Genomic DNA, 24422 nt, shown 5'->3' with positions numbered 1-24422 from the left:
ACGCGCATGCGTGAGTTGCAACACAGCGAATCGGACGCAATGTATCCGGGCAATCCCGACAAGGGCCGGGACCAACGCACAGACTTCCACGGCGGCAGCGCGCGCCCCACACCGTGGGTGACGGCATGGAGGCTCCGCGTACGAACCGCCAATGTGAACGAGAACATTGATCTTGCAGGCCTTCCCGGTAAAGACTCCGGCGGGCCGGACACCTCGCGAGATTGCCCGTAAAGCACCAGACCCGAACACCAACCAACACCAGTGTTGCCGGTTTATCAACACCGAACGCCACGAACGTTACCGAGGTGGAACTGTCGTACCCACCTGCAAAGGTGCCGGGTATGACGATCGTGGTGGTGAGTCGGCGCCGTTCATCGACCTCGGTCGAGGCGTCCCATCCCGGCGCGGCCATTCTGGACGTGACCTCCCGGGGACCGGAGCCCTGGGTGCGGCTGAGTCCGTTCTACCCGCACGGCGGGATCCCGGTGCCGCTGTCGCCCGGCCGGACCGGCCGCTCCGTCGAGGGCATCTGGCAGGCGCTGAAGGTGTTCGAGGGCGCCGACGTCGACCCGACGAAGCTGACCGTCGGCACCATGCGCGGGCTCAAGCGCACCGTCCGGGCCAACGGTCCGGTCCGCGGCCACCGCGCCGGCCTCGACGGCGACGCGTTGCTCCCCTACGTCGAGGCGCGCCGGCTGATCTACCTGCCGGCCTACCACTGGATGCTGGAGCACCGCGCGACCGATCTGGTGCGCGAGCTGCGCGAGACGGCCGCGCGGCGGACCGTCGTGCTGCTCGACTACACGACCAACGGCGACGTCACCGACGAGCGCACTCCCCTGTCGCACGCCGCCCTCGTGCGCGCCTATGTAACGAACGCCTGGCCCTCCTGACGGGTCGACCGCCGAGAGAGCGCTCGCTGGGCAGAATTTTCACCATCCTGGGAGCCCTCCCAGGTGTCAGCCATGTTTCGGTAACCGCTCCGTTGTGATCGTTCACCTTTATCCGGCCGTTATCCAGCGTGCCGTCCGATCACAGGTGGCATGAAAATTTCGCCCAGACGCTTGACAAGGGTCGGGTGTCAGTAAGAAATTTTACCAACTTCTCCGACCACTCCGGCCCACGAGCTTTCGCGGGCGGCCCGGAGCGGTCGACGCGGGATAGGGAGATCGATGGTCGAGCGCGACAGAAACGCGGCACTCGCCGGTACGGCCGTGTCAGACGGCCGCCCGGTCGACGGCCGTGTGAGCGCGGACGGCCTCGCCAGCGGGCCGAACGGTCCGGCCCTGGACACCGCGACGCAGTATCAGGCGCCCGACAGCGTGCTGGCCCGGGTGCGGGCCAGGCTCCCGGAGTTCACCGGGGCGCTGCAGCGGGTCGCCGAGCACGTCCTCAGCGATCCGGCGGCGGCGGCGCGGGCCACCATCGTCGAACTCGCCGAGGGCAGTGGTACCTCTCCTGCCACCATTACCCGGTTCTGCCGGGCGATGGATTTCGAGGGCTACTCGGAGCTGCGCCTGGCCATCGCGGCCGAGACCGGGCGGGCCGCCCGCGCCGCGGGTTGGACGTACGACATCGGTCGGGAGATCCAGCCGACCGACCCGCTGCCCCGGGTGCTCGGCCAGATCATGGCGGCCGACACGCAGGCCATGAACGACACCGCCGCCCTGCTCGACCTGAGCGAGGTGGAGCGGGCGGCCGACGCCATCGCCGGCTCGTCCCGGGTCGACATCTACGGGATCAGCGGCAGCGCGCTGGTCGGCGGCGAGTTGCAGTTCAGCCTGCACCGGATCGGTGTGGCGGCGTGGTCCTGGATCGACGTCCACAACGGACTCGCCAGTGCCGCGCTGCTGCGCAAGGGCGACGTCGCGCTGGGCATCTCGCACAGCGGGCAGACCCGGGAAACGATCGAGCTCCTCGCCGAGGCGGGCAGCCACGGGGCGACCACGGTGGCACTCACCAGCTTCCCCCGTTCGCCCATCGCCGAGGTGGCCGACATCATCCTGCAAACCGCGTCCCAGGCCACGACGTTCCGGCCGGACGCACTCTCGGCCCGGCACCCGCAACTGGTGGTGCTGGACCTGCTCTACATCGCGGTCGCTCAGCGCACGCACGATCGCGCACACGCGGCGTTCCAGCGCACCGCCCAGGCCGTGGCCGGCCACAAGGCGGCGCGCGAGGCCAGACAGCAGTAACCGGCTATTCGGCGCGAGACTCACGAGGAGAACCATCACCATGTCCGGCACCCCCGATAACCCGTCGACGGACGCTCCGTCGGCGGTGACCCGTCGTACGCTTCTCGGCCGCGCCACGGTCGCCGGCCTGCTCGCTGTTCCGTCGGCCGGCCTGCTCAGCGCCTGCCTCGGCGGCGGCGACGACACCCAGGACCAGGCCGAGGGCACCAAGTCGGCCGACAACCCGCTCGGTGTGAAGGAAGACGCCCCGCTCGAGGTCGTCATCTTCAACGGCGGCCTCGGCACCAAATACGCCACCGACGTGCACATCCCGTCCTACAAGGCCAAGTTCCCCAAGGCCGAGGTGAAGTTCTCGCAGACCGAGGAGATCGCCACCCAGCTCCAGCCGCGGTTCAGCAGCAACACGCCGCCGGACATGGTCAACAACGCCGGCTCCAAGCTGATGGACATGGGCGCGCTGGTGCAGGCCGGCCAGGCCTCCGACCTGACCGACCTCTTCGACGCGCCGTCGCTGGACATCGCGGGTCAGAAGGTCAAGGACACCCTGCTGCCCGGCGCGATCGAGCAGGGCACGTTCAACGGCAAGCCGTACGTGCTCAACTACGCCTACACGGTGTACGGGCTCTGGTACGACGGTGCGCTGTTCAAGAGCAAGGGCTGGGCCGTTCCGAAGACCTGGGCCGAATTCACCGCGCTCTGCGACCAGATCAAGGCCGCCGGCATGACGCCGTTCGGCTACGCGGGTGCCAACGCGGCGTACTACCAGTACCTGGTGATCCTGACCAGCGCCGCCAAGATCGGTGGCACCGACGTGCTCAAGAACATCGACAACCTCGAGGCCGGCGCCTGGACCAACGACGCCGTCAAGAAGGCCGCCGAGGCGTGGGCCGGGATCGGCGCCAAGTACTCCGACAAGGCGTTCCTGGGTCAGAAGCACACCGAGGTCCAGCTGCAGCAGAACCAGGGCAAGGTGGCGTTCTACCCCAGCGGCTCCTGGCTGGAGAACGAGCAGGCCAAGGACACGCCCTCGACGTTCCAGTACGCCGTGATGCCGCTGCCGAGCGTCACCGGTTCGGACAAGCTCCCGTCGACCGCCATCTTCGCGGCCGCCGGCGAGATGTACTTCGCGGCGTCCAAGGGCAAGAACCCGCGCGGCGCGCAGGAGTACCTGCGGCACATGCTCTCCAAGGAGGGCGCGAAGAAGTTCACCGAGCTGACCAAGGTGATGACGGTCGTCAAGGGCGCCACCGACGGCCTGACCATCTCCCCCGGCTTCACCAGCGGCGCCGCCCTCGCGACGGCCGCCGGCGCGAACGCCTTCTCCTACCGCTGGGCCGACTGGTACAAGAAGCTCGACGACGAGTGCCGTTCCGCCACCAACGAACTGATGTTCAGCGGTGGCACCGCGGACAAGTTCTGCGAGCGGATGCAGAAGGCCGCCGACGCGGTCAAGAACGACTCGTCGATTCAGAAGTTCAAGCGCTGAGGAGCGGTGACCATGCGGCGCGGCAGGTACCCCTTCATCATCGGCTTTCTCGCGGCCCCGGTGATTCTCTACGTCACCTTCGTCGTGCTGCCGTACGTGGAGGCGTTCTATGTGGCGATGACCGACTGGCGGGGCCTGAGCCCCAACTACAACTTCGTCGGTCTGGACAACTTCGCGGGACTGCTGGACAACGAGCGCTTCTGGAAGGCTCTCCGGCACCACGGGGTTCTGCTCCTCGTCATGCCGCTGGTCACCATCCTCATCGCGCTGGTGTTCGCCTTCCTGCTCAACGTGGGAGGCGGCAGCAAGCAGGGCCAGATGGCCGGCATCTGGGGCTCGGGGTTCTACCGGGTGGTGTTCTTCTTCCCGCAGATGCTGGCCATCGTGGTCATCGGCGTGATCTTCGGTCGGGTGTTCGCACCGATCGACAGCGGGCTGATAAACGGCGCGCTGAACGGCTTGGGGTTGGGACCGGTGCTGTTCATGGCCGATCCCGACCTGGCCCTGTGGTCGATCATCGCGGTGCTGGTGTGGCAGGGCGTGGGCTTCTACGTCGTGCTGTTCTCCGCCGGGATGGCCTCGATCCCGCGTGACATCTACGAGGCGGCGCTCATCGACGGGGCCGGCAAGGTCACGCTCTTCTTCCGGGTGACGCTGCCCCTGCTGTGGGACACGATCCAGGTGGCGTGGGTGTACCTGGGTATCGCGGCGTTCGACGCGTTCGCCATCGTGCAGGTGCTCGCCGTCGCCGACGGTGGGCCGGACGGGGCGACGACCGTCATCGGGCTGGAGATCTACCAGCAGGCGTTCCGCGAGTCCTACTTCGGCAAGGCGTCCGCGCTGGGCGTCGTGCTGTTCTTCCTGACCCTGACCTTTGCCGCCCTCACCCTGCGGGTCACTCGACGGGAGGCCGTGGAGCTGTGAGCACGACCGTGAGCGAACCCACGAAGACGTCGACCGCCCCGCACCGGCACCGGCAGGAGAAGACCCGTTCCGAGGTGAAGGGGTTCCAGTTCCTGGCGCACATCGGGCTGGCGGTCTGGGCCATCGCGATCATCGGGCCGCTGTTGTGGACGGTGTTGGCGGCGTTCAAGAGCAACACCGAGATCTTCATCGAGAGCCCGTTCGCGCTGCCGAACTCGTGGAGCTTCAGCGCGTTCAGCCGTGCCTGGAGCGACGCGCACATCGGGCGCTACTTCCTCAACAGCGTCTTCGTGGTGACGTGCTCGACGTTCGGCACCATGCTGCTGGGCTCGATGGCCGCCTATGTGCTGGCGCGGTACCAGTTCTTCGGCAACCGGATCATCTATTACCTGTTCGTGTCGGGGCTGGCGTTCCCGGTTTTCCTGGCGCTGGTGCCGCTGTACCTGACGCTGCAGAACATGGGGCTGCTCAACACGTACCTCGGGCTGATCCTGGTGTACATCGCGTACTCGCTGCCGTTCACCGTCTTCTTCCTGGCGGCGTTCTTCAAGACGCTGCCGAACGCGGTCGCCGAGGCGGCGATGATCGACGGCGCCTCGCACACGCGGCTGTTCTTCAGCATCATGCTGCCGATGGCCCGCCCGGGTCTGATCAGCATCACGATCTTCAACATCATCGGCCAGTGGAACCAGTACATCCTCCCGGTGACGCTGTTGCAGGGTCAGGGCGCGGACCAGAAGTGGGTGCTGACCCAGGGCATCGCGCAGATCTCCACCGCCGCCGGGTACGAGGCGGACTGGGCGGCGCTGTTCGCCGCGCTGACGCTGTCGGTGCTGCCGATGATCGTGGTGTACGGCCTGTTCCAGCGGAGCATCCAGCAGGGCCTGACGGCCGGCGCCGTCAAGTAGTACAACTTTCGCGTAGCGGCCTGAAACCCATCGCGCCCCTTCTACACTGAACGCTCATGACCAGTAGCTGAGCGTATCGGGGGCGCGATGGGTGCGGTCGCAGCGCCGGCGGTCCACCGCGAACTGTTCGGCTCCGCGTGCGGCGCGCCGGTCGAGCGGTACACGTTCGACACCGGGCCGATGCAGGTCTCGATCCTGAGCCCGGGCGGCATCCTGCACTCGGTGCGGGTGCCCGACCGGGACGGCCGGCCGGCCGACGTCATCCTCGCGCTCGCCGACCCGGTCGACCACGCCACGGCCGGCCCGCATCTGATCATCGACGGCGGCGGGGCGCCCGGGTCCGACGCAGCGACCGCCGGCAGCGGGACGTGGACGGGCGAACCGTTCGTCGACGGGGACCGGCTCGGGCTGCGCCTCGCGTGCGCGGACCCGGCCGACGGGGTGCGCAGGGCCGTCACGTACACGCTGCACGGCACCGAGATCCGGATCGACCGGGCCGCCGAGGCGGACGCGCCGGCCGTGCTCCAGCCCTCCGGCCAGGTGCTGTTCAACCTCGCCGGTGAGGGCAGCGGCTCCGTCGAGGAACACGAGCTGTACATCGACGCCGGCCACTACACGCCGGTCGACCCGACCCGCGCGCCCACCGGCCGGATCGACCCGGTCGCCGGCACCCCGCTGGACTTCACCCGCCCGACCCCGATCGGGGCGCGGCTGCGCGAGGACTTCGTGCAGCTGGTGCTCGCGCGCGGCTACGACCACACGTACCTGCTGGACCGCGCCGGCCCCGGTTCGTGCCTGGCCGCCCGGGTCGCCGAACCGCGCGGCGGCCGGCGGCTCAGCGTGTTCACCACGGGGCCGTGCCTGCGCTTCTACTCGGGGAACCTGCTCGACGGCACCCTCGCCGGCGCCCGGGGGCGCGCCTACCGGCAGGGCGACGGGTTCAGCCTCGAGACCCAGCTCCCCTCGACCGTGCTGCGGCCCGGCGAGGTTCATCGCGGTTCGACCGTGTACCGGTTCGACCTGCTGTCCGCGGGCGCCTGAGTCCCCGGTCCGTTCCCTAGAGAAAGACAGGAGTCGCCGGTGCGCGCGTACGTTGTCGAAGGTCCCGGTCAGCACGGTCTCGCGGAGGTCGACGACCCCAAGCCGGACCACAACGAGGTGCTGATCGAGCCCGCGGTGGTCGGCATCTGCGGCTCCGACCTCGAACTGCTCGACGGCCGGCGGCCCGCGCAGTACCTGCGTTACCCGGTGATCCCGGGCCACGAGTGGGCGGGCTACGTGGTCGCCTGCGGGCGCGACGTGACCGGCCTGACCCCGGGGCGCGGCGTCGTCGCCGAGAACATCCGCCCATGCGGCCGCTGCATCCGCTGCGCGGAGGGCTACAACAACCTCTGCCTGGGCGAGTACGCCGAGAGCGGCTTCACCCACCCGGGCGCGCTGGCCGAACGGGTCGTGGTCCCGGCCGAGCTGGTGTACCCGCTGCCCGAGGACCGGCCGATCGAGGCGGCGGCGATGCTCGAACCGGCCGCGTGCGTGGCCGGTGGCCTGCTGACCATCGGCATGCCCCGCGCCGGTTCGCGGATCGCGGTCGTCGGCGACGGGCCGCTCGGGCTGCTGGCGGTCACGCTGCTGCGCCTCACCAACCCGCGCGACCTGGTGCTGTTCGGCAGCCGGCCGCACCGGGTGGCGTTCGGGCCGGGGGTGGGGGCCACCGACACGCTGCTGTCGCACCAGCTGACGCCGGCCGACCGGGAGGACCTGCGCGGCGCGTACGACCTGGTCGTCGAGTGCACCGACTCGCCGGACGGCGCGGCGCTGGCGATGTCCATGGCCCGCCGGGCCGGAACGGTCCTGCTGGCCGGCATCTCCGGCGCCCGCGGGCACACCATCGACCCGGACACGATCAGCCTGGGCAACCTGCGGGTGCACGGGGTGTTCGGGGCGACCCGTTCGGCCTGGCACTGGCTGATCTCGCTCTACGAGGCGGGGCTCTTCGACCCCAGTTCGCTGATCACGCACCGGTTCGATCTGGCGCACGCCGCGGACGCGTTCGCCGTGCTGGCCGACCCGGAGGCCGGAGCGCTGAAGGTGATGATCGAACCGGCGGGTGCGCCCGGGCTCTCCCACGACCGGCGGCGGCGGACCCGCCCGGCCGCCCGTGGGGGCCGGGGCCGCCGGTAGTGCGCCTCACTCGAACTCGACGCGGTCGATCGTGACCCAGCCGTAGCGCGACTGCGGGTTCCACCGGTTGGTGACCCGGATCGTGAGCGTGTGCTGGCCGCGCGGCAGGGTCGGGCTCTCGTAGAGCTTCACGCCGGAGCGGCGTTCGGGGCTGTACATGTCGACCAGGGTCTCGGGGCCGCCGTCGAGGGAGACCGCGCCGATGCCGTGGTTGGGGCCGGTGATCGCGTAGAAGCGCACCTTGGTGCCGGTGAACCGGATGCGGGCCACGTCGTCCGGGGTGATGTTGTACGTGTTGGTGCCGCTGGTCTCGGCGTTGGCGCCGGAGTGGCACCACGAGCCGATGTACTCGAACTGCGCGTTGCCGCTGCCCGTCACGTAGTCCTCGACGTAGGTGACACCGCCCCGGGTCTCGGCCGTCGGGACGACCTTCGGCGGGGTCTCGCGGGCCAGTTCGGCCAGCAGCTCGTCGACGTCGTACCCGTCGAGCAGGGTCTCCAGGTCCTTGCCGATCTCCGCCAGTTCGCCGATGGTGGTCCTGATCTGGGCGCCGGAGGCGGCCGAGACGCGCGCGGCGTCGGCCAGCGAACGGATGCTGTCGACGATGTTGCCGGCGCCGGAGGCGGCGTCCTGGGCGTTCCGCTGGATCTCGCTGGTCGTCGCGGCCTGTTCCTCGACGGCGGCGGCGATGGCGGTCTGGTTGCCGGCGATCCCCTCGATGGTCTCGACGATCGCCGAGATGGCCGACTGGGCCTCGTTGGAACCGGACTGGATGGCCACGACGGAGCGGGTGACGTCGGTGGTCGCCTCCGAGGTCGCCTGGGCGAGCGCGCGCACCTCGTCGGCGACGACGGCGAACCCGCGCCCCGCCGCACCGGCCCGGGCCGCCTCGATGGTGGCGTTGAGGGCGAGCATGCGGGTCTGGCCCGCGATGGTCTCGATGAGGCCCACGACGTGCTCGATCTGCTGGGACGAGTCGCGCAGCGTCGCGATCGTGGAGGCGGCGTGCCGGGCCTGCCCGATCGCGGCGTCGGTGGTCTGCAGCACCCGCGCGGCGTGCTCGGCGGCCGAGCCGATCGCGGAGGTGAGCTGGTCGGCGCTCTCGGCCACCGCGCGGATGCTGTCGTTGACCTGTTCGGTGGTGTCGACGGCGCCGACGGCCAGGCCGGCGGTGCTCTCCACCCGGCCGGACATCGACTCGCTGACGTCGTGGATGCCGGTGCGCCCGGCGGAGAGCCCGGCCGAGCTGTGCGCCACGCGCTTCAGCGTCGCCCGGAGCCGGTCGTCGGCCCCGTTGCCGCGGCCGCCGCGGGCGGCTGCCAGTTCGGCGCGGACGGTGCGGCGCCACATGCCGCCCACCACGACGGCCGCCGCGCTGGTGACCAGGCAGAGCCCGGCCAGTGTGCGGCCCCGGGCGGTGCCCCCGCCGACCAGTTCGGTGAGGGCGAAGCCCAGCGCGGCCGCCCAGAGAACTCCGGTCACCACCGCGCCCACGGTGATACCTGAGCCTCGTGAACGCGCCGTGTACCCGATCCCGGCTACCTGGTCCATCGCGTCGCCCTCCGGCCGGCATGGGGAAATCCGTTCGGATGTCATTCGGCACGATGCGGGCGATCCTGAGTAGGACCGCCTTTTTCGGGTATTTGACGCGGCTGTCTACGACCTGAGGACCTCGAGGACGGCGGCCCCGAACTTCGCGAGCTTGTTCTCCCCGACGCCGCTGATCGTGCCCAGCTCGGCCAGGGACGCGGGCGCACGCGTGGCGATCTCGCGCAACGTCGCATCATGGAAGATCACATACGCCGGCACGCCCTGCTCCTTGGCGGTGGCGCCCCGCCACGCGCGCAGCTTCTCGAAGACCGGCGCCGCTTCCGGCGAAAGCTCGACGGCCGCCGCCTTCGGGGTCCGGGCGGCGCGCGCCGGCCGGGCGGGCTCCTTGCGCAGCATCACCTCGCGGCGCCGCCCGAGCACCTCGCCGCTGGCCTCGGTGAGCACCAGCGTGTTGAACTCGCCCTCGACGGCCAGCAGTTGCTGCGCCAGCAGCTGCCGCACGACCGCCCGCCACTCGGCCTCGCTGAGGTCGTCCCCGATCCCGAAGACGGACAGCTCGTCGTGCCGGAACTGCGCCACCTTGTCGGTGCGCCGCCCCAGCAGGATGTCGACGGACTGCCCGACGCCGAACTTCTGGTTGCGCTCGCTCTTGAGCCGGTACACCGTCGACAGGAACTTCTGCGCGGCGATCGTGCCGTCCCAGGACTCCGGCGGCGACATGCAGGTGTCGCAGTTGCCGCACGCCTTGCCGGTCTGGCCGAAGTACGCCAGCAGCCGCACCCGGCGGCACTCGACGGTCTCGCAGAGGGCCAGCATCGCGTCGAGGTGCGCGGCGAGGTTGCGCCGGTGCCGCTGGTCGCCCTCGGACGTGTCGATCAGGCGGCGCTGCTGCACCACGTCCTGCAGGCCGTACGCCAGCCACGCGGTCGAGGGCAGCCCGTCGCGCCCGGCCCGGCCGGTCTCCTGGTAGTACCCCTCGACGGACTTGGGCAGGTCGAGGTGGGCGACGAAGCGCACGTCGGGCTTGTCGATCCCCATGCCGAACGCGATCGTCGCGCACATGACGAGCCCGTCCTCGCGCAGGAACCGGCTCTGGTTGCGCGCGCGGGTGCGCGCGTCGAGCCCCGCGTGGTACGGCAGCGCGGCGACGCCGTTGGCGGTCAGGAACTCCGCCGTCTTCTCCACGTTGGCCCGCGACAGGCAGTAGACGATCCCGGCGTCGCCGGCGTGCTCGGTGCGCAGCAGGTCGAGCAGCTGCTTCTGCGGGCTGGCCTTGGGCACGATCCGGTACTGGATGTTGGGCCGGTCGAAGCTGGCCACGAAGTGCCGCGCCTCGGTCAGCCGCAACCGCTGCGCGATCTCCTGCCGGGTGGCCTCGGTCGCGGTGGCGGTCAGCGCGATGCGCGGAACGTCCGGCCAGCGCTCGTGCAGCATCGACAGGTTGAGGTAGTCGGGCCGGAAGTCGTGGCCCCACTGGGCGACGCAGTGCGCCTCGTCGATGGCGAACAGCGCGATCTTGCCGCGGTCGAGCAGCCGCTGCACGCCGCCGGTGCCGAGCGCCTCCGGGGCCAGGTACAGCAGGTCGATCTCCCCCGCGACGAACTCCTGCTCGACCAGCCGCCGCTCGTCCAGGTCCTGCGTGGAGTTGAGGAACCCGGCCCGCACGCCCAGCGCCTTCAGCGCGTCCACCTGGTCCTGCATCAACGCGATCAGCGGCGAGATCACCACCCCGACGCCGGGGCGCACCAACGCGGGGATCTGGTAGCACAGCGACTTGCCGCCGCCGGTCGGCATGAGCACCAGGGCGTCCCCGCCGCCGGCCACGTGCCCGATGATGTCCGCCTGTGGCCCCCGGAACGACTCGTAGCCGAACACGCGGCGGAGTACGTCGAGGGAGGCGTCAAGAGCGGAATCCATCGGGCGAGTGTAGGCGGGACCCCCGACAACTCTTACAACCAGCCGTTGCGCTTGAACATGACGTACAGCCCCGTGCAGGCCGTGGCCATCACGCCCAGGATCAGGAAGTAGCCGTAGCGCCAGTGCAGTTCCGGCATGTGGTCGAAGTTCATCCCGTAGATGCCGGCGATCGCGGTGGGCACCAGGCCCATCGCCGCCCACGCCGAGATCTTGCGCATGTCCTCGTTCTGGCGGGCGGCGACCTCGTTCTGCTCGACGGCGATCTCGCTCTGGCGCACGCCGACCCGGCTCAGGTCCGCCTGCAGCACGTCGCTGAGCAGCCGGTCGTGGCCCTCGATCGCCTCACCGGCGCGCAACAGGTGGTCGTGCACGTCGCGGAAGTACGGGCTGGTGGCGGGGTCGACGCCGGCGACGGTGCCCTCGGCGAGGCGCTGCAGCGGCGCCCCGAGCGGCAGCACCGCCCGCCGGAACCCGGCCACCTCCCGCTTCAGCTTGTAGATGCGCCGCGCGTGGTCGGTGTCGTCGTCACCGAAGACCTGTTCCTCGATCTCGTCGACGTCGGTGTTGACGCAGGTGATGGCCTCCTCGTAGCCGTCGACGATGAGGTCCGCCGCCCGGTACAGCACCCCGGCCGGGCCGAACCTGTGCAGGTACGACGAGGGGTCCTCGAGTTCGTGGCGGACCCGGCCGAGCACCTTGCTCTCCCCGTGGCGCACCGTCACGACGAACTTCGGGCCCAGGAAGATCGCGATCTCCTCGACCTCCAGCACCTCCTCGCGGTCGATGTAGCGCACCGGCTTCAGCACCGCGAAGACCATGCCGTCGTAGGTCTCCAGCTTGGGTCGCTGGTGCGCCTGCACGGCGTCCTCGACGGCCAGCTCCGGCAGGGACAGTTCGGCGGCGACGACCGCGATCTCCTCGGCCGTGGGCCGCTGCAGGCCGATCCAGACGAAACCGTCGGTGCCGGAGACGGCGCGGCCCAGCTCGTCGAAGGGGATCTTGCCCGGCTTCCGCCGGCCCTGCTCGTAGACCGCGCAGTCCCCGATCACCTCGTCGATCGCCCGAGGGGTCTTCTCCGGCGTCGGCTCCACCACCGGCTCCTCGGTGGGATGCGGCTTGCGTCGCAGCAGGGAAACGGTGGCCTTTCGCACGTCCATAGCCCAACCTTCCCCCACCGTCGCCGCGATCAACCGCAAGGTTTTCATTTCGCGGGTCCGTCGGAGGCGTGACCGTTGCCTCCCGGGCCGCACCGCTGGGCCCTACGGGCCTACGCTTTCACGTCCGTGTCCACTCGCGGCGCCTCCGGCGGCCGGATCCGTCGTGCCGCGCCGCCCGTGAGTCGCGCCGCGAATCCCTCCGGCGCCTCCTAGACTGTGCCGTGCTTGTTCGCCGGCTCGCCCCGCTCGCCGCGCTCGTGGCGCTTCTCGCGGCCGGGTGCGGGGAGGCCTCGCGCGAATCGCCCGCTCAGGCCGAGCCGGCATCCACCGCGCCGTCCGCCTCGGCGCCGGTCGCGGAGTCGCCTTCCCCGTCTCCGTCGCCGGTGGCGCCGAAGGAGATCGCGGTGCCGCGGGGGGTCACGGCGGGCATCGTGGTGTTCGATCGGCGGACGCAGGCGTACGCGGTCAACCAGAACGCCGCGAAGAAGTTCCGGTCGGCGTCGATCGTGAAGCTGTGGATCGTGCTGGACCTGCTGTGGGGCAAGAGCCCGGAGGCCGTTCCGGCGGCGGACCGGACGCGGCTGGACGTGATGCTGCGCGGCAGCGACGACAAAATCGCGATCGACTTCTGGAAGCGCGGCGGGCAACGGGCGGTCGTTTCGCGGATGGTGTCCCGGCTCGGGCTGACCGGCTCCGCGCCGCCGCCCGCCGAGCAGCCCGGCTACTGGGGCTACACGGTGATCAGCACCGCTGACATCGTGCGCACCTACCGCTACCTGCTGGACGAGGCGCCCGCGCCGGTGCGCGAGTTCGTGATGGGCAACCTGCGGCTGGCGTACCGCTGCGCCACCGACCGGTACGACCAGTCGTTCGGGATCCCGTCGTCGGTGCCGAAGCCGTTCGCGGTGAAGCAGGGCTGGTCGGGCTTCGGGGACAACCCGGCCCAGCCGTGCACCCCGGGCACGGCCCCGGCTCCGGGCGTTCCCGCGGCTTATGTCGTTCCCCCGGCAAATGCGCGGGCGAACCCGCCGGGACTGACGGACGCCGACATGGCGGGCGAGGTCCTGCACACGACGGGAACGGTCGGCGCGGACGACCGGGTCATCGTCGTCGTGCTCTCGCTGCACCCCGACGGGACCTCGTACGCGAACGCCACTCGCACCCTGACCGACTTGACCAGGAGTCTGCCGATTCCTGGCAGGTGAAACCTGGCGCCAAATGCCGGGATTAACCAAAATAGAGCCATTCCCCGAATTGAATTCCGGCGAACCGGCCTCTACGGTCTTCGGGTCCAGACCGAAGGCATGTCCTGGAGGCCGTGTGGAACACCCCGTGCAGCACCGTTTCCGTCAGCACATCGTGCTACCACTGGTAGCCGCGGCGGTACTCGGCGCGGCGAACGTCCCGCCGGCGTACGCGGCCATCACCGACTGGGCGCACGAGCGCAAGGTCAACAGCGCGGAGTACAAGCGGGAAAACGGGTTCTGGCAGGTGATCGAGCTGCCCAAGGGCCAGCGCGTCAACGCCATCCACTCGGCCGTGCTGCCGACCGGCAAGATCCTGCTGATCGCGGGCTCCGGCAACAACCGGGACATGTTCACCGCCGGCACGTTCAAGACGGTCGTCTTCGACCCGGCCTCGGGCCAGACGACGCAGGTGCCCACGCCGACCGACCTGTTCTGCGCCGGCCACACGATGTTGCCGGACGGCAAACTTCTCGTCGCCGGCGGCACGCTGCGCTACGAGCTCCTGCCGCCCGCCGTCGACCGGGCCGGCGGCACGATGACGGTCAAGAACGAGTCGCCCGACGGCCAGGCGCGCCACCTCCCCAAGGGCACGGTCTTCGTCGGGCCGGACGGGAAGAAGTTCGTCACCGGCGACGACATCACCGTGGAGCCGGCCACCAAGACCGTCACGCCGATCGTCAAGAAGAACGACCCCGGCGTCGTCACGGTCACCGCCAGCCAGACCACGGTCTGGGTCGACGCGGCGGAGAAGGGCAAGGATTACGTCACCGACCAGCCCCGGCAGTACCGCGTCGAGGGACTGACCGGCGCCGACGCGCAGAACATCTACGGCCTCTCGCAGAAGATGACCATGGACAAGCAGGACTACCAGGGTCGCAAGGAGACGTACGAGTTCAACCCGCTGACGGAGCGCTACGAGCGGGTCGCGGACATGCACGAGAAGCGCTGGTACCCGACCCTGCTCGGACTCGCCGACGGCAAGGTGCTGGCGGTCAGCGGGCTCGACGGCAGCGGGCAGGTCGTCGACGGTTCCCAGAACGAGGTCTACGACCCGAAGACGAAGACCTGGACGGTCCGCAAGGACCTGGACCGCTACTTCCCCACCTACCCGTCGCTCTTCCAGACGGACCGGGAGGGCGTCGTCTTCTACTCCGGGTCGAACGCCGGCTACGGCCCCGAGGACAAGGGCCGCGAGCCCGGCCTGTGGAACCTCAACGACAACGGCTTCACGAAGGTGCCCGGCCTGCGCGACCCCGACCAGATGGAGACGAGCATGTCCTCCTGGGTCGGCCCGGTGCAGGACCAGACCGTGATGGTCGTCGGCGGCGGCGGGGTCGGCGAGTCGAAGAAGTCCACGAAGCGGATCGACCTGGTCAAGCTCAACGACGGGCAGCCGCATTTCACGCCCGGCCCCGACCTGCCGGAGGGCACCCGCTACCCCAACCTGGTGACGCTGCCCGACGACACCACGCTGATCACGAACGGCTCCCGCGACTACCGGGGCCGCGGCTCCTCCGACAACCACACCGCCCGCATCTTCCACCCGGACACCCGCACGCTGAGCGTGGCCGCCGACCCGCGGGTGGGCCGCAACTATCACAGCTCCGCGCTGCTGCTGCCGGACGGCCGCGTGCTGACGGTCGGCTCCGACCCGCTGTTCCGCGACAAGAAGAACACCATCACCGGGGAGTTCGAGCAGCGCATCGAGCTGTTCACGCCGGCGTACCTGTTCCGCGGCGCCCGGCCGGTGCTCGGCGACGGCCCGGCCGAGGTCAAGCGCGGCGGGACGGCCGCGTTCGTCACCGGCGACGCCGGCCGGATCGCCTCGGCGCGGCTCATCCGCCCGTCGTCCGCCACCCACATGCTGAACGTCGACCAGCGTTCGCTCGCCCTGGACCTGAAGGCCGACGGCGCCGGGATCAGCGTCACGGTGCCGGCGAGCGCGGCGCTGGTGCCGGAGGGACCGTACATGCTGTTCGTGACCGACCGCGACGGCGTCCCCTCGGTGGCCCGCTGGATCAACGTGAAAGCGTAGGTCGGATCACGGACGATCGGTATCGCTGCGGCTCCCCCGCGGGTTGGCTGGACGGCACAGTCCGACTGCTCCACGGGGGAGGCAGAGATGAGAGTCGTTCGCGCATGCGTGGTGGCGCTCGTGACGTGCGCCGCGATGCTGGTGGCACCGGGTGCGGCGCAGGCGGATTTCGCGCCGCCGGAGACCTGGGCCGACGGCCCCTACTACGGAAATCGGGTGCCGTTCGGCGCGTTCGCCGACGTGACCGGTGACGGCCTGGCCGACGCGATCGTGGTCAACACGTCCGGCCTCACGGTGCGGCGCTCGACGGGATGGTCGTTCGGCGCCAACGAGAGCTTCACGACCAACCCGTACTACGGCAGCCGGGGCACCTACTTCGCCGACGTCGACGGCGACGGGCGGGCCGACGCGATCGTGGTCAACGACGGGGGCGTCACGGTGCGCCGCTCGACCGGGGTGGCGTTCGGGCCGAACGAGAGCTGGACGACGAACGCGTACTACGGCAACCACGCGCCGTTCCAGGCGTTCACCGACGTGACCGGCGACGGGCGGGCCGACGCGATCGTGGTGAACCACGCGGGGATCACGGTGCGCCGCTCGACCGGGACGGCGTTCGGGGCGAACGAGACGTGGACCGCCGGGCCCTACTACGGCACCCGGGAGACGATCTTCGCGGACGTGACCGGCGACGGGCGGGCCGACGCGATCGTCTTCAACGACTCGAGCGTCACGGTACGGCGCTCCACCGGCACCGCGTTCGCGCCGAACGAGCAGTGGACCGTTGACCCGTTCACCGGGTACCACTCCACGCACGTCGCGGACGTCACCGGCGACGGGCTCGCCGACGCGGTCGTGGTCGACCAGGCGGGGATCACCGTGCGCCGGTCCACGGGGACGTCGTTCGGCGGGCACGAGACGTGGACGTGGGAGCCGTTCAACGGCACCTACCCGCCGTACGAGGCGTTCGCCGACGTCACCGGCGACGGCGCGGCCGACGCCATCGCAGTGAACGCGACGGGCATCGCCATCCGGCGCGCGGTGTAGTGAATCGCTACCTGGAGCGCTTGGCCAGTTCCAGGGCGTACTCGGGCCACCAGGTGCCGGCGGGCGGCTCCCCGGGTCGGCAGGCACCGTCGGACTCGCCGGGGCGCTTCACCCACAGGAACGCGTCGACCCGTTCCTTGCCGGTGCGCACCGTCGGCGCCTCGCCCAGGGCCCGACCGGGCGGGTTGCACCAGCTCGGGCCGCCGTTCACGGTCGTGCCGCCGTCGTATGGGCCGGCGCCGTTGCGGCTGGTGTCGATGACGTAGCGGGTCTTGCCGCCGAGCGCGTCGCTGAGCTTGTCGCCGTAGGTGACGTTGTCGGCGGTGCGCACGAAGTTCGAGACGTTGAGGGAGAAGCCGTCGGCCTTGGCGATCCCGGCGTTCTTCAACGCGCCGGCGAGCTTGTTGACGTCGCCGATCCAGTTGGGGTGGCCGGCGTCGACGTAGACCCGGGCGCCGGCCGCCTTGAGGACGTTCACCGCGTCGGTGATGACGGCGTAGCGTTCCGTGGCGTTGTCGGCGCAGCCCTCGAGCGTGTGCGCGACGGCGTCGGGTTCGAGGATCACGACCGCCGGCCGCCCCTTGATCCCGCCGGCGAACGACCGGATCCACTGCCGGTACTCGTCCGCCGAACCGGCACCGCCCGCGCTGTACTGGCCGCAGTCGCGATCCGGCACGTTGTACGCCACCAGCACCGGCAGCTGCTTCTTGGCGGCGGCCTTGCCGAGCAGGTCGTCGACCCGCGCGCCGACACCGGTGCCGCCGCCGGCCAGCCACTCCGCGTTGGGCCGTTCGCCGATCTTCTTCAGCTCGGTGGCGTCGGCGGTGCGCTTGTCCTTCTCCCAGGCCGCCACCTGGGAGACCGCCGGGTTGGCGGTGTTGACGAACAGGGTCTGCCCGGCGAGCGGGTTGTCGCCGGAGGGCTGGGTGGCGGAGCCCCCGCCGCCGCTGTCGCCCGAGGGCGCCGGCGATGCCGCCGGGCCGTCCGAGGAGCCCTGGTCCGACGTGCAGCCGGCCATCACGGCCACGAGCGCACCCGCCAGGAACGTCCGCCAGCGCTGCCTCATCGCGTCGGCCTCTTCCCACTCGCGTTCACCACGGAAGTGCCGACCTTAGCGCAGGCACCCGAACCGGTGTTTTTCAGGCCATTTTTGGCCACAAAAAACGGCTCATTCCGACATCCGTCGCTTTTGCGGGTACCCCTCCGCAACATCCTCACCCTATGCTGCCGGGGTTCGCCGGACGGCTGGTCCGGTCCGCCGAGCGCAACGAAGGGAACCGGTTTGACCGAGCCGTTCGAGATCCCGGTGTACGGACGCTCCTGGGCTCGCCTGGAGACCTTCAGCCGCCTCGCCGGCTCCCTGAGCGCGCCACCGACCGACGGTTCCTACCGGGTGAAGTACCGCCCGATGCGCAAGGTCGACGGCGGCGGTGGCGGGCGGCGCACGGCCGGCGCGGTCGCGATCGCCGTGCTGAACATCATCTTCGAGGTGCTGTTCTTCCTCTGGCTCATGCAGCCGGATCACTTCGCGCCCACCAACCCGGGCCCGGTGGCGCAGGCGGCCCGCGTCGCGAACGTCTTCGTCATCGGCTCCATCGCCGTCGTCGAGCTGCTGCGCCTGGTCAACGTCCTGTCGCTGTCGCTCGCCTCGATCACGGCCCGCGACCCGATCCCCGTGACGCCCGACCCGAAGCTGCGCGTGGCGTTCCTGACGACCATCGTGCCGAGCAAGGAGCCGATCTCCGTGGTGCGCGACACGCTGCGCGCCGCCAAGCGGATCCGCCACCGGGGCACGTTCGACATCTGGCTCCTGGACGAGGGCGACGACGACGAGGTCAAGGCGACCTGCGAGGCCCTTTCCATCCGCCACTTCACCCGCAAGGGCGTCGAGCGGTACAACCAGCCGAAGGGCGCGTTCAAGGCGAAGACCAAGCACGGCAACTACAACGCGTGGATGGATCGCCACGGCGACGACTACGACGTGTTCCTCTCGGTCGACCCGGACCACGTGCCGCTGGCCAACTTCGCCGAACGCATCCTCGGCTACTTCCGCGATCCCGACGTGGCGTACGCGGTCGGCCCGCAGTGCTACAAGAACGGCGAGGCGTTCGTGACCCGGGCGGCCGAGTCGCAGCAGTTCCCGTTCCACAGCGTGATCCAGCGGGCGGCCAACACCTACGGCACCTCGATGCTGGTCGGCACCAACAACGCGATCCGCATCTCGGCGCTGCGCAGCATCGGCGGCCTGTCCGACTCGATCACCGAGGACATGGCCACCGGCCTGACCGTGCACACCAGCCGCAACCCGGAGACCGGACGGCGCTGGAAGTCGGTGTACACGCCGGACGTGCTCTCCGCCGGCGAGGGGCCGTCCAGTTGGAGCGACTACTTCAGCCAGCAGCGGCGCTGGTCGCGCGGCACGTTCGAGATCCTGTCGTGGACCTTCTGGCAGCGCTTCTTCAAGCTGTCGCCCGGCGGGATGCTGCACTACCTGCTGATCACGACGTTCTACCCGTCGATGGCGCTGGGCTGGATCCTGGGCACCGTCAACGGGGTGCTCTTCCTCGGGCTCGGCGTCAGCGGCATGATCATCACGCCGCAGATCTGGTTCGCGCTGTACGTGGACGCGACGGCGTTCTCGCTGTGGCTGTACATCCTCAACCGGCGCTACAACGTGAGTCCCTACGAGCCGCCGGGCTCCCGTGGGATCAAGGGCATGGCGATGTCGATCATCGCGGCGCCGATCTACGCGATCCAGCTGTTCAGCACGGTGTTCCGGCGGCCGGCGAAGTTCGTGGTGACGCCGAAGGGCTCCTCGACCAGCAGCGACGGGCTGCGGACGTTCCGCAACCATCTCGGTTGGGGGGTGCTGCTGGTCGGCGCGATCGTGACGTCGTTCGTGCGGGAGTACGCGAGCCCGGCCGCGCTGCTGTGGCCCTGCATGTCGCTGCTGGTCTGTCTCGCCCCGATCGTCATGTGGCGCTGGGAGGAGTGGAAGGGCGTGCGCCGCGAGGACTGGCCGAGCATCAGCGCTCCCCCGCCGGTCAAGCAGGCCGGCACGCCGGACCACGCCGGCGACATCACGATGGAGATCCCGAACGCCCTGCTCGCCGAGCACATCGCCGCGCGCCGGGGCGGTCAGCACGCCGACGTCGGCGCCACGCTGATCTTCCCGCGCACGGTGGACCTCCCGGGCCAGCGCAAGGCCCCGATCGAGCCCGCGCTGGGCGACTCCGACGAGCGGCCGGGCACGCGTGACGAACTGCCGGCGGTGCCCGCGCCGCGGGCCGGGAGCGACGCCGTGCCGGCCCTGGGACCGGGGATCGTGCCGGTCTTCGACGAGCCGCCGGCCGCGCCGGTCGACGGGCCGGCGCCGGACCTGGCGATCGCCCGCACCCAGCGCATCGAACTCCCGTCGGTGCCGAGGCTCCGCGTCCCGCGCGGGATCGAGCAGCCGCCCGACGAGAGCTAACGCAGGACGCCGGCCGTGGTCGCCGCGGCCACCCAGGGGCTCACGAAGTTCCCGAAGATCCAGCCGTAGAGGTCACGGTCGGCGACCGCGTCGATGTCGTCGATCGGGATGAAGCCCGCGTTGTCCACGACGCCGCCCCGCACGTTGTCGAGCCGGGCGAGCGCACCGTAGTCCGCCCGGCCCAATCCGAGGAACATCCAGTACACCGGCAAAGAACTGGACTTCACCAGCGTCTCGAAGATCTTCTTCTCGGCGTGCACCCCGCCGTCGGACCAGAAGAGCACCAGCGTCGGGTACGGCGACGGCTCGGCCCTGGTCCAGTCGACGATCTCCTTCATCACCCGGGGTTCGTAGTTGCCGCCCTCGGCGCGCTTCTTGTCGGCGGCGTTGCGCTCCAGGTAGTCCTGCATGGTGCGCACGGTCACCGGCTGCGAACGCACCGGGAAGTCGCCGAAGAACCACACCTCCAGTTCGCCGTTGTCGTCGAGGAGTTCGGCGATGGGGACCATGCGCTCCAGCGAGCGCTGCATGACGCCGGAGCGGAACAGGTGCTTGGTGGAGCCGCTGCAGTCGATGGCGAGCACCACCCGGAACGTCCTGCCGTCCAGGCGGTTCTTCACCAGTGCGACGGCGACCTCGTGCTTGCGCAGGTCGACGGGCGGTGCGCCGGCGGGCGGCTTGACGAGGGAGATCGCGCGCGCCTTGTTCTCGGGAGCCGCCGCAGCCGCCGGGGCGGGTGGCTCTTCCTCCTCGACGGCCACGCCCGCGTCGAGCGCCAGCCCGCGCAGGCCGTCCGTGAACCCCTCCCCCACGCACCGCACCTTCACCGCACCGTCGCGCAGGTACACCTCCCCGACGATGAGGGCGTTCTGCGGGCCGAGGCCGGACAGGTCCAGCCGGGCCAGCTCCGCACCGGAGGCGTCGTGAACGGCGGCGGCGAGCCCGCGCACCGCCCCGAACGTCCCGTCCGCCACGGTCAGCCCGATCCGGGTGCGCACGATGCCGGGCGCCCAGCCGGACGGGTCGACCACGAGCCCGTGCCGGGTGGCGCCGGGCGGGGACTCGGTCGGCAGCCAGCGCAGCCCCGGCAGCTGCGGCTGGTTGTAGAAGCACATGCCCTCGTCGCCGGTCACCGTGCCGGCGGCGGTGAGCGCGAAGCCGGTCAGGTCCACCTCGGGCCCGGGCTCGTGGGTCACCACCACCGTGTAGGGGCCGCTGCCGGCGAGCCCGGCGTTCATCCCGCGCTGTAAAGCGATCACCCGGCGGAGTTTAGGCCCTGCAGGCGAGTCAGGACGCCGACCAGCGTGAGGAGGCGCAGCACCGGTCCGTGGGCGCGGTCGATCACCAGGACGCGGCCCCGCCCGCGCGCGTCGGCCTCGGCGGCCACCAGCGTCCCGACCGCGCCGGCGTCGAGGAAGCCGACCCCGGCGAGGTCGACGATCACCCGTTCGTGGGTGCGGATCGCGTCGCGCAGGACCTCGGCGAGCCGTTCGTTGGTGGCCACGTCCAGTTCGCCGGTCACCCTGATCCGGTGCCCGCCGGGCTCGTCGGCGCGTTCTACACCCAGCGGGGGAACGTCGTGCGCCCGGCTCACCGCAGGGGTCGGGTAGTCGCGACGGCCACGCCGGCCAGACCCATCTCCGGTTCGTCGGGAGTGGCCGTGCGGCGCCAGTCCAGGCACACCACCGCGCAGTCGTCGTCGTGCGGCAGGCTGCGCCGGAACACGGCATGATCGCCGAGCACCGCCCGGATCGCCTCGCCCGGGGGCAGCCGCCGCGTCGCGGAGATGGTCTGGCGCAGCCGGCCCTCCTCCCGGTAGGTCAGCCCCTCGTAGCGGGCGTCGTGCACGCCGTCGCTGAGGATGAAGAGCCGGTCGCCGGGCAGGATCTGGAACGTCTGCTCCTCGTACGCGGTCGACTCGAACATGCCCAGCGGCAGCTGCGCGTCGAGCGGGAGTTCCTCGACCCTGTCCCCGCGCAGCCGCATGAGCATCGGCGAACCGGCGTCGACCGCGCTCACCAGGCCCGTGGCGACGTCGAAGCGCAGCAGCAGCGTGGAGACGTGCTGCTTGCCCCGGTGCGCCGCGTACACCGCCTCGTCCGCCAGGCGGGCCTGGTCGGCGAGGGAGGCTCCGGCGAAGCGGGCGTTGCGCATGGCGTTCACGGCGAGGGAGGTGAGCAGTGCGGCCTCCACGCCCTCGCCGAATCCGTTGGTGACGCTGACGATCAGGTGATCGGCCTCGCTGGACCAGTCGAAGTTGTCGCCGCGCACCGCGTACGCGGGCTCGAGCTGGCCGGCGAGCACGTACTCCTTTCGCGTGACCGAACGCCCGGGCAGCAGGTGCCACTGGATCTCGGCGGCGAGCGTGAGCCGGTCCCGCCGGCGGGCCGCCCGGTAGCGGCCGGTGATCTCGTCGGCGGCGCGCAGGTCGTGGGCGAGCGCGACGGTCAGGTCGACGAGTTCGTCCTCCGCCTCGACGTCGAAGGGCTCGGGGCGTTCGAGGCGCAGCACGCCGATGCGGTCACCGCGGGCGGTCACCGGAAGCAGGATCTGCGTGTCGCGGGTGATGACGCGCTGCTCCGCGTAGGCGCGACCGGCCTCCGTGCCGGTGACCGGCAGCTCCCCGTCGGGATCGAGAACGGGCCGCAGCACCGCCTGGGTGTAGTCGGCGATGAGCAGTTCGGCCGCGGTGACGCCATAATGCTCGCGCAGGCTCGCGACTAGGGTCTCTACCAACGCGTGCGCGGGGGCCGCGAACATGGCACGTTGGGCCAGGACGAAACGGCTGACCGTGGTCACCGGAGTCCTCCCGGGTTGAGGTCGACGGGCGGTTTGGAGAGGAACGGGCGATAATGGGGCGCGCCAGCAACGAACCACCGCCGTCGCTCGGCTCCGCACGCATGCGGGGTCGCACGAGGGGAGTCGCTCTGTCCGGGACGCCTGAAGCCGATCCGGAAGCCGTTGCCGCTGCCGTCGAGAGCGCGTCTGCCGCGTTGCTCCTGGCTCTCGGGCGGGCCGAGGAGGCGGTGCTGCCCCGCGTGTCGGTGTCGCAGCTGCGGGCGCTGCTCATCATCGACAGTCACGAGAAGACCAATCTCTCGCAGCTCGCGGACGAGCTCGGCGCGATCCCGTCGTCGGCGAGCCGGCTGTGCGACCGGTTGGTGGCCGCCGGGCTGATCCGGCGCCGGGCGGGTGCGACCGACCGGCGGGAGGTGGAGCTGAGCCCCACGGCCGAGGGACAGCGGCTGATCGACGAGCTGCGCGAGTGCCGCCGCACGGAGCTGGGCCGGGTGCTCGGCTCGATGAGTGCCGAGGGCCGCCGGGCGCTGCTGGCCGGGCTGCAGGAGTTCCAGCGCGAGGCCGACCGGGCCGGCGACGCCGAACACGAGGTCGCTTGATCGTACGCACACCCCCGGTCCCTCCGTCGCTCGGCGCAAATTTATTTGTCGCGCGGCAAGCATAATAGGGACCGACACCGTCCCGGTGCCAGCCCGACCTGCCACGATCCATCTACCCCGATCGCGGGGTCTTCATTCGAGGAACCGTCCACAGTGGACAGTGCGACGGGTCAGCTCCGGCCGCGCCGGCGGCGTTCCCCCAGGAGAAGCGCGACGTAGACGGCGGCGGCACCGGTCGCGACGAACACCACCACGAACAGCGGCAGGTACCACCAGCTGTCCGGACCGAGCCACCACACCAGCAGCAGCGGGACGCCCCACAGGACGGCGGTCAGCAGCACCAGATTGACCAGCCCCGAGGTGAACGACGAGCGCGGCCGCGGCTCGTAGGCGTCGTCGTCGACCCGGAACGCCCGCAGCCCCGTGGTGGCCGGCCCGCGCACCACCCCGAGCTGGAACTCGCTCGCGATCACGCCGTCGGCGCCGTCGAGCAGGTCGGTGATCTCCGGGCCGGACCAGCCCCACACGTAGTGCAGGTACACGGCGATGCGCTGGTGCTCGGGCAGCCGCGCGATCGCCGCCATCGCCCGCCACGCGCGGTACGTCTCCTCGACCGACACGCGCCCGGGCCGCTCCGCCAACGGATCCTGCGTCGGATACGCGACACCGCGCAGCCACTCGGGCGGAACGTTGCTGGCGGACCAGCGTTCCCAGCCGGCCTCGGCCGCGTGGCGCACCACCGCACCGGCGTCGATCTCCGCCTCGGAAACCCCGCGCCGGCGCGCCAACTGCAGCACCCAGCGGGTCAACGACGCGTCGGCGTCCGGATCCTCCACGCCCGGCGGGCTGTCGGAACCGTTCATCCGGCAGTCATTGCGATCGTCACGGACATCCTTCTCGCTCCGGC

The 24422-nt window shown here is 70.6% G+C and carries 20 protein-coding genes; 12 read left to right on the top strand and 8 right to left on the bottom strand.

Going from position 1 to position 24422, the window contains the following annotated elements; genetic code table 11:
- Positions 1–341: 341 nt before the first annotated feature.
- The 7 genes from Val02_RS29940 (at position 342) to Val02_RS29910 (ending at position 7694) form a co-directional block, all read left to right on the top strand.
- Complete coding sequence (locus Val02_RS29940; RefSeq protein WP_203902595.1) at positions 342–893, top strand: DUF6939 family protein; 552 nt, start codon at positions 342–344, stop codon at positions 891–893.
- 279 nt (positions 894–1172) lie between these two features.
- Positions 1173–2195, top strand: coding sequence for a MurR/RpiR family transcriptional regulator (locus tag Val02_RS29935; RefSeq protein WP_203902594.1), 1023 nt, complete (start codon positions 1173–1175; stop codon positions 2193–2195).
- Positions 2196–2235: 40 nt separating this feature from the next.
- Entirely contained in the window at positions 2236–3681 is a 1446-nt protein-coding gene (gene ngcE / locus Val02_RS29930) for an N-acetylglucosamine/diacetylchitobiose ABC transporter substrate-binding protein (RefSeq protein ID WP_203902593.1), read from the top strand.
- 12 nt (positions 3682–3693) lie between these two features.
- The gene (locus Val02_RS29925) at positions 3694–4605 is read left to right on the top strand and encodes a carbohydrate ABC transporter permease (RefSeq protein WP_203902592.1); all 912 of its coding nucleotides are present in this window, start codon (positions 3694–3696) and stop codon (positions 4603–4605) included.
- Positions 4602–5513 carry a carbohydrate ABC transporter permease gene (locus Val02_RS29920; protein WP_373317962.1) on the top strand — a complete coding sequence of 304 codons (912 nt, stop codon included), beginning with the start codon at positions 4602–4604 and terminating at the stop codon, positions 5511–5513. The genes Val02_RS29925 and Val02_RS29920 overlap by 4 nt, the downstream gene beginning before the upstream one ends.
- An 87-nt stretch (positions 5514–5600) precedes the next feature.
- Positions 5601–6554 (top strand): aldose epimerase family protein, encoded by a 954-nt coding sequence (locus Val02_RS29915; RefSeq protein ID WP_203902591.1) that lies wholly within the window; start codon positions 5601–5603, stop codon positions 6552–6554.
- Positions 6555–6593: 39 nt separating this feature from the next.
- Positions 6594–7694 (top strand): zinc-dependent alcohol dehydrogenase, encoded by a 1101-nt coding sequence (locus Val02_RS29910; protein WP_203902590.1) that lies wholly within the window; start codon positions 6594–6596, stop codon positions 7692–7694.
- 6 nt (positions 7695–7700) lie between these two features.
- On the opposite strand, the gene Val02_RS29905 is transcribed toward Val02_RS29910, so the two are convergent.
- From Val02_RS29905 to Val02_RS29895, 3 genes are all read right to left on the bottom strand, one after another.
- The gene (locus Val02_RS29905; RefSeq protein WP_203902589.1) at positions 7701–9179 is read right to left on the bottom strand and encodes a methyl-accepting chemotaxis protein; all 1479 of its coding nucleotides are present in this window, start codon (positions 9177–9179) and stop codon (positions 7701–7703) included.
- Between the two features lie 171 nt (positions 9180–9350).
- The gene (recQ, locus tag Val02_RS29900) at positions 9351–11162 is read right to left on the bottom strand and encodes a DNA helicase RecQ (RefSeq protein ID WP_203902588.1); all 1812 of its coding nucleotides are present in this window, start codon (positions 11160–11162) and stop codon (positions 9351–9353) included.
- Positions 11163–11194: 32 nt separating this feature from the next.
- The gene (locus Val02_RS29895) at positions 11195–12319 is read right to left on the bottom strand and encodes a magnesium and cobalt transport protein CorA (protein ID WP_203902587.1); all 1125 of its coding nucleotides are present in this window, start codon (positions 12317–12319) and stop codon (positions 11195–11197) included.
- 221 nt (positions 12320–12540) lie between these two features.
- Between Val02_RS29895 and Val02_RS29890 the strand changes: the two genes are divergently transcribed.
- The 3 genes from Val02_RS29890 (at position 12541) to Val02_RS29880 (ending at position 16645) form a co-directional block, all read left to right on the top strand.
- On the top strand, positions 12541–13524 hold the full coding sequence (locus Val02_RS29890; protein ID WP_203902586.1) for a hypothetical protein: 984 nt from the start codon (positions 12541–12543) through the stop codon (positions 13522–13524).
- 127 nt (positions 13525–13651) lie between these two features.
- A complete protein-coding gene (gene glxA / locus Val02_RS29885) occupies positions 13652–15601 on the top strand; it encodes a radical copper oxidase GlxA (RefSeq protein ID WP_239153433.1) in 1950 nt (649 codons plus the stop codon).
- Positions 15602–15688: 87 nt separating this feature from the next.
- On the top strand, positions 15689–16645 hold the full coding sequence (locus Val02_RS29880) for an FG-GAP repeat domain-containing protein (RefSeq protein WP_203902584.1): 957 nt from the start codon (positions 15689–15691) through the stop codon (positions 16643–16645).
- Positions 16646–16652: 7 nt separating this feature from the next.
- Here the strand turns inward: Val02_RS29880 and Val02_RS29875 are convergent, their stop codons facing one another.
- Complete coding sequence (locus Val02_RS29875; protein ID WP_203902583.1) at positions 16653–17711, bottom strand: glycoside hydrolase family 6 protein; 1059 nt, start codon at positions 17709–17711, stop codon at positions 16653–16655.
- 216 nt (positions 17712–17927) lie between these two features.
- On the opposite strand from Val02_RS29875, the gene Val02_RS29870 reads away from it, so the two are divergent.
- Positions 17928–20117, top strand: a complete 2190-nt coding sequence (locus Val02_RS29870; protein ID WP_239153432.1) for a glycosyltransferase family 2 protein — start codon at positions 17928–17930, stop codon at positions 20115–20117.
- Here the strand turns inward: Val02_RS29870 and Val02_RS29865 are convergent.
- The 3 genes from Val02_RS29865 to Val02_RS29855 are packed head-to-tail and all read right to left on the bottom strand — an operon-like array spanning position 20114 to position 22916.
- On the bottom strand, positions 20114–21376 hold the full coding sequence (locus Val02_RS29865; RefSeq protein WP_203902582.1) for a VWA domain-containing protein: 1263 nt from the start codon (positions 21374–21376) through the stop codon (positions 20114–20116). The genes Val02_RS29870 and Val02_RS29865 overlap by 4 nt on opposite strands.
- Positions 21373–21711 (bottom strand): STAS domain-containing protein, encoded by a 339-nt coding sequence (locus Val02_RS29860; RefSeq protein WP_203902581.1) that lies wholly within the window; start codon positions 21709–21711, stop codon positions 21373–21375. The genes Val02_RS29865 and Val02_RS29860 overlap by 4 nt, the downstream gene beginning before the upstream one ends.
- Positions 21708–22916: a PP2C family protein-serine/threonine phosphatase gene (locus Val02_RS29855; protein WP_203902580.1), complete on the bottom strand. Its 1209-nt coding sequence runs from the start codon at positions 22914–22916 to the stop codon at positions 21708–21710. Before Val02_RS29855 ends, Val02_RS29860 begins: the two co-directional genes overlap by 4 nt.
- A 194-nt stretch (positions 22917–23110) precedes the next feature.
- Between Val02_RS29855 and Val02_RS29850 the strand changes: the two genes are divergently transcribed.
- Entirely contained in the window at positions 23111–23515 is a 405-nt protein-coding gene (locus Val02_RS29850; protein WP_239153431.1) for a MarR family winged helix-turn-helix transcriptional regulator, read from the top strand.
- A gap of 170 nt (positions 23516–23685) precedes the next feature.
- On the opposite strand, the gene Val02_RS29845 is transcribed toward Val02_RS29850, so the two are convergent.
- Complete coding sequence (locus Val02_RS29845; protein WP_203902578.1) at positions 23686–24378, bottom strand: RNA polymerase sigma factor; 693 nt, start codon at positions 24376–24378, stop codon at positions 23686–23688.
- Positions 24379–24422: the final 44 nt, after the last annotated feature.

This window comes from Virgisporangium aliadipatigenens (assembly GCF_016863615.1).
GTDB lineage: Bacteria > Actinomycetota > Actinomycetes > Mycobacteriales > Micromonosporaceae > Virgisporangium > Virgisporangium aliadipatigenens.
Note: the sequence above shows the minus strand (reverse complement) of the source record. Positions and strands in the feature narration are given on the sequence as shown.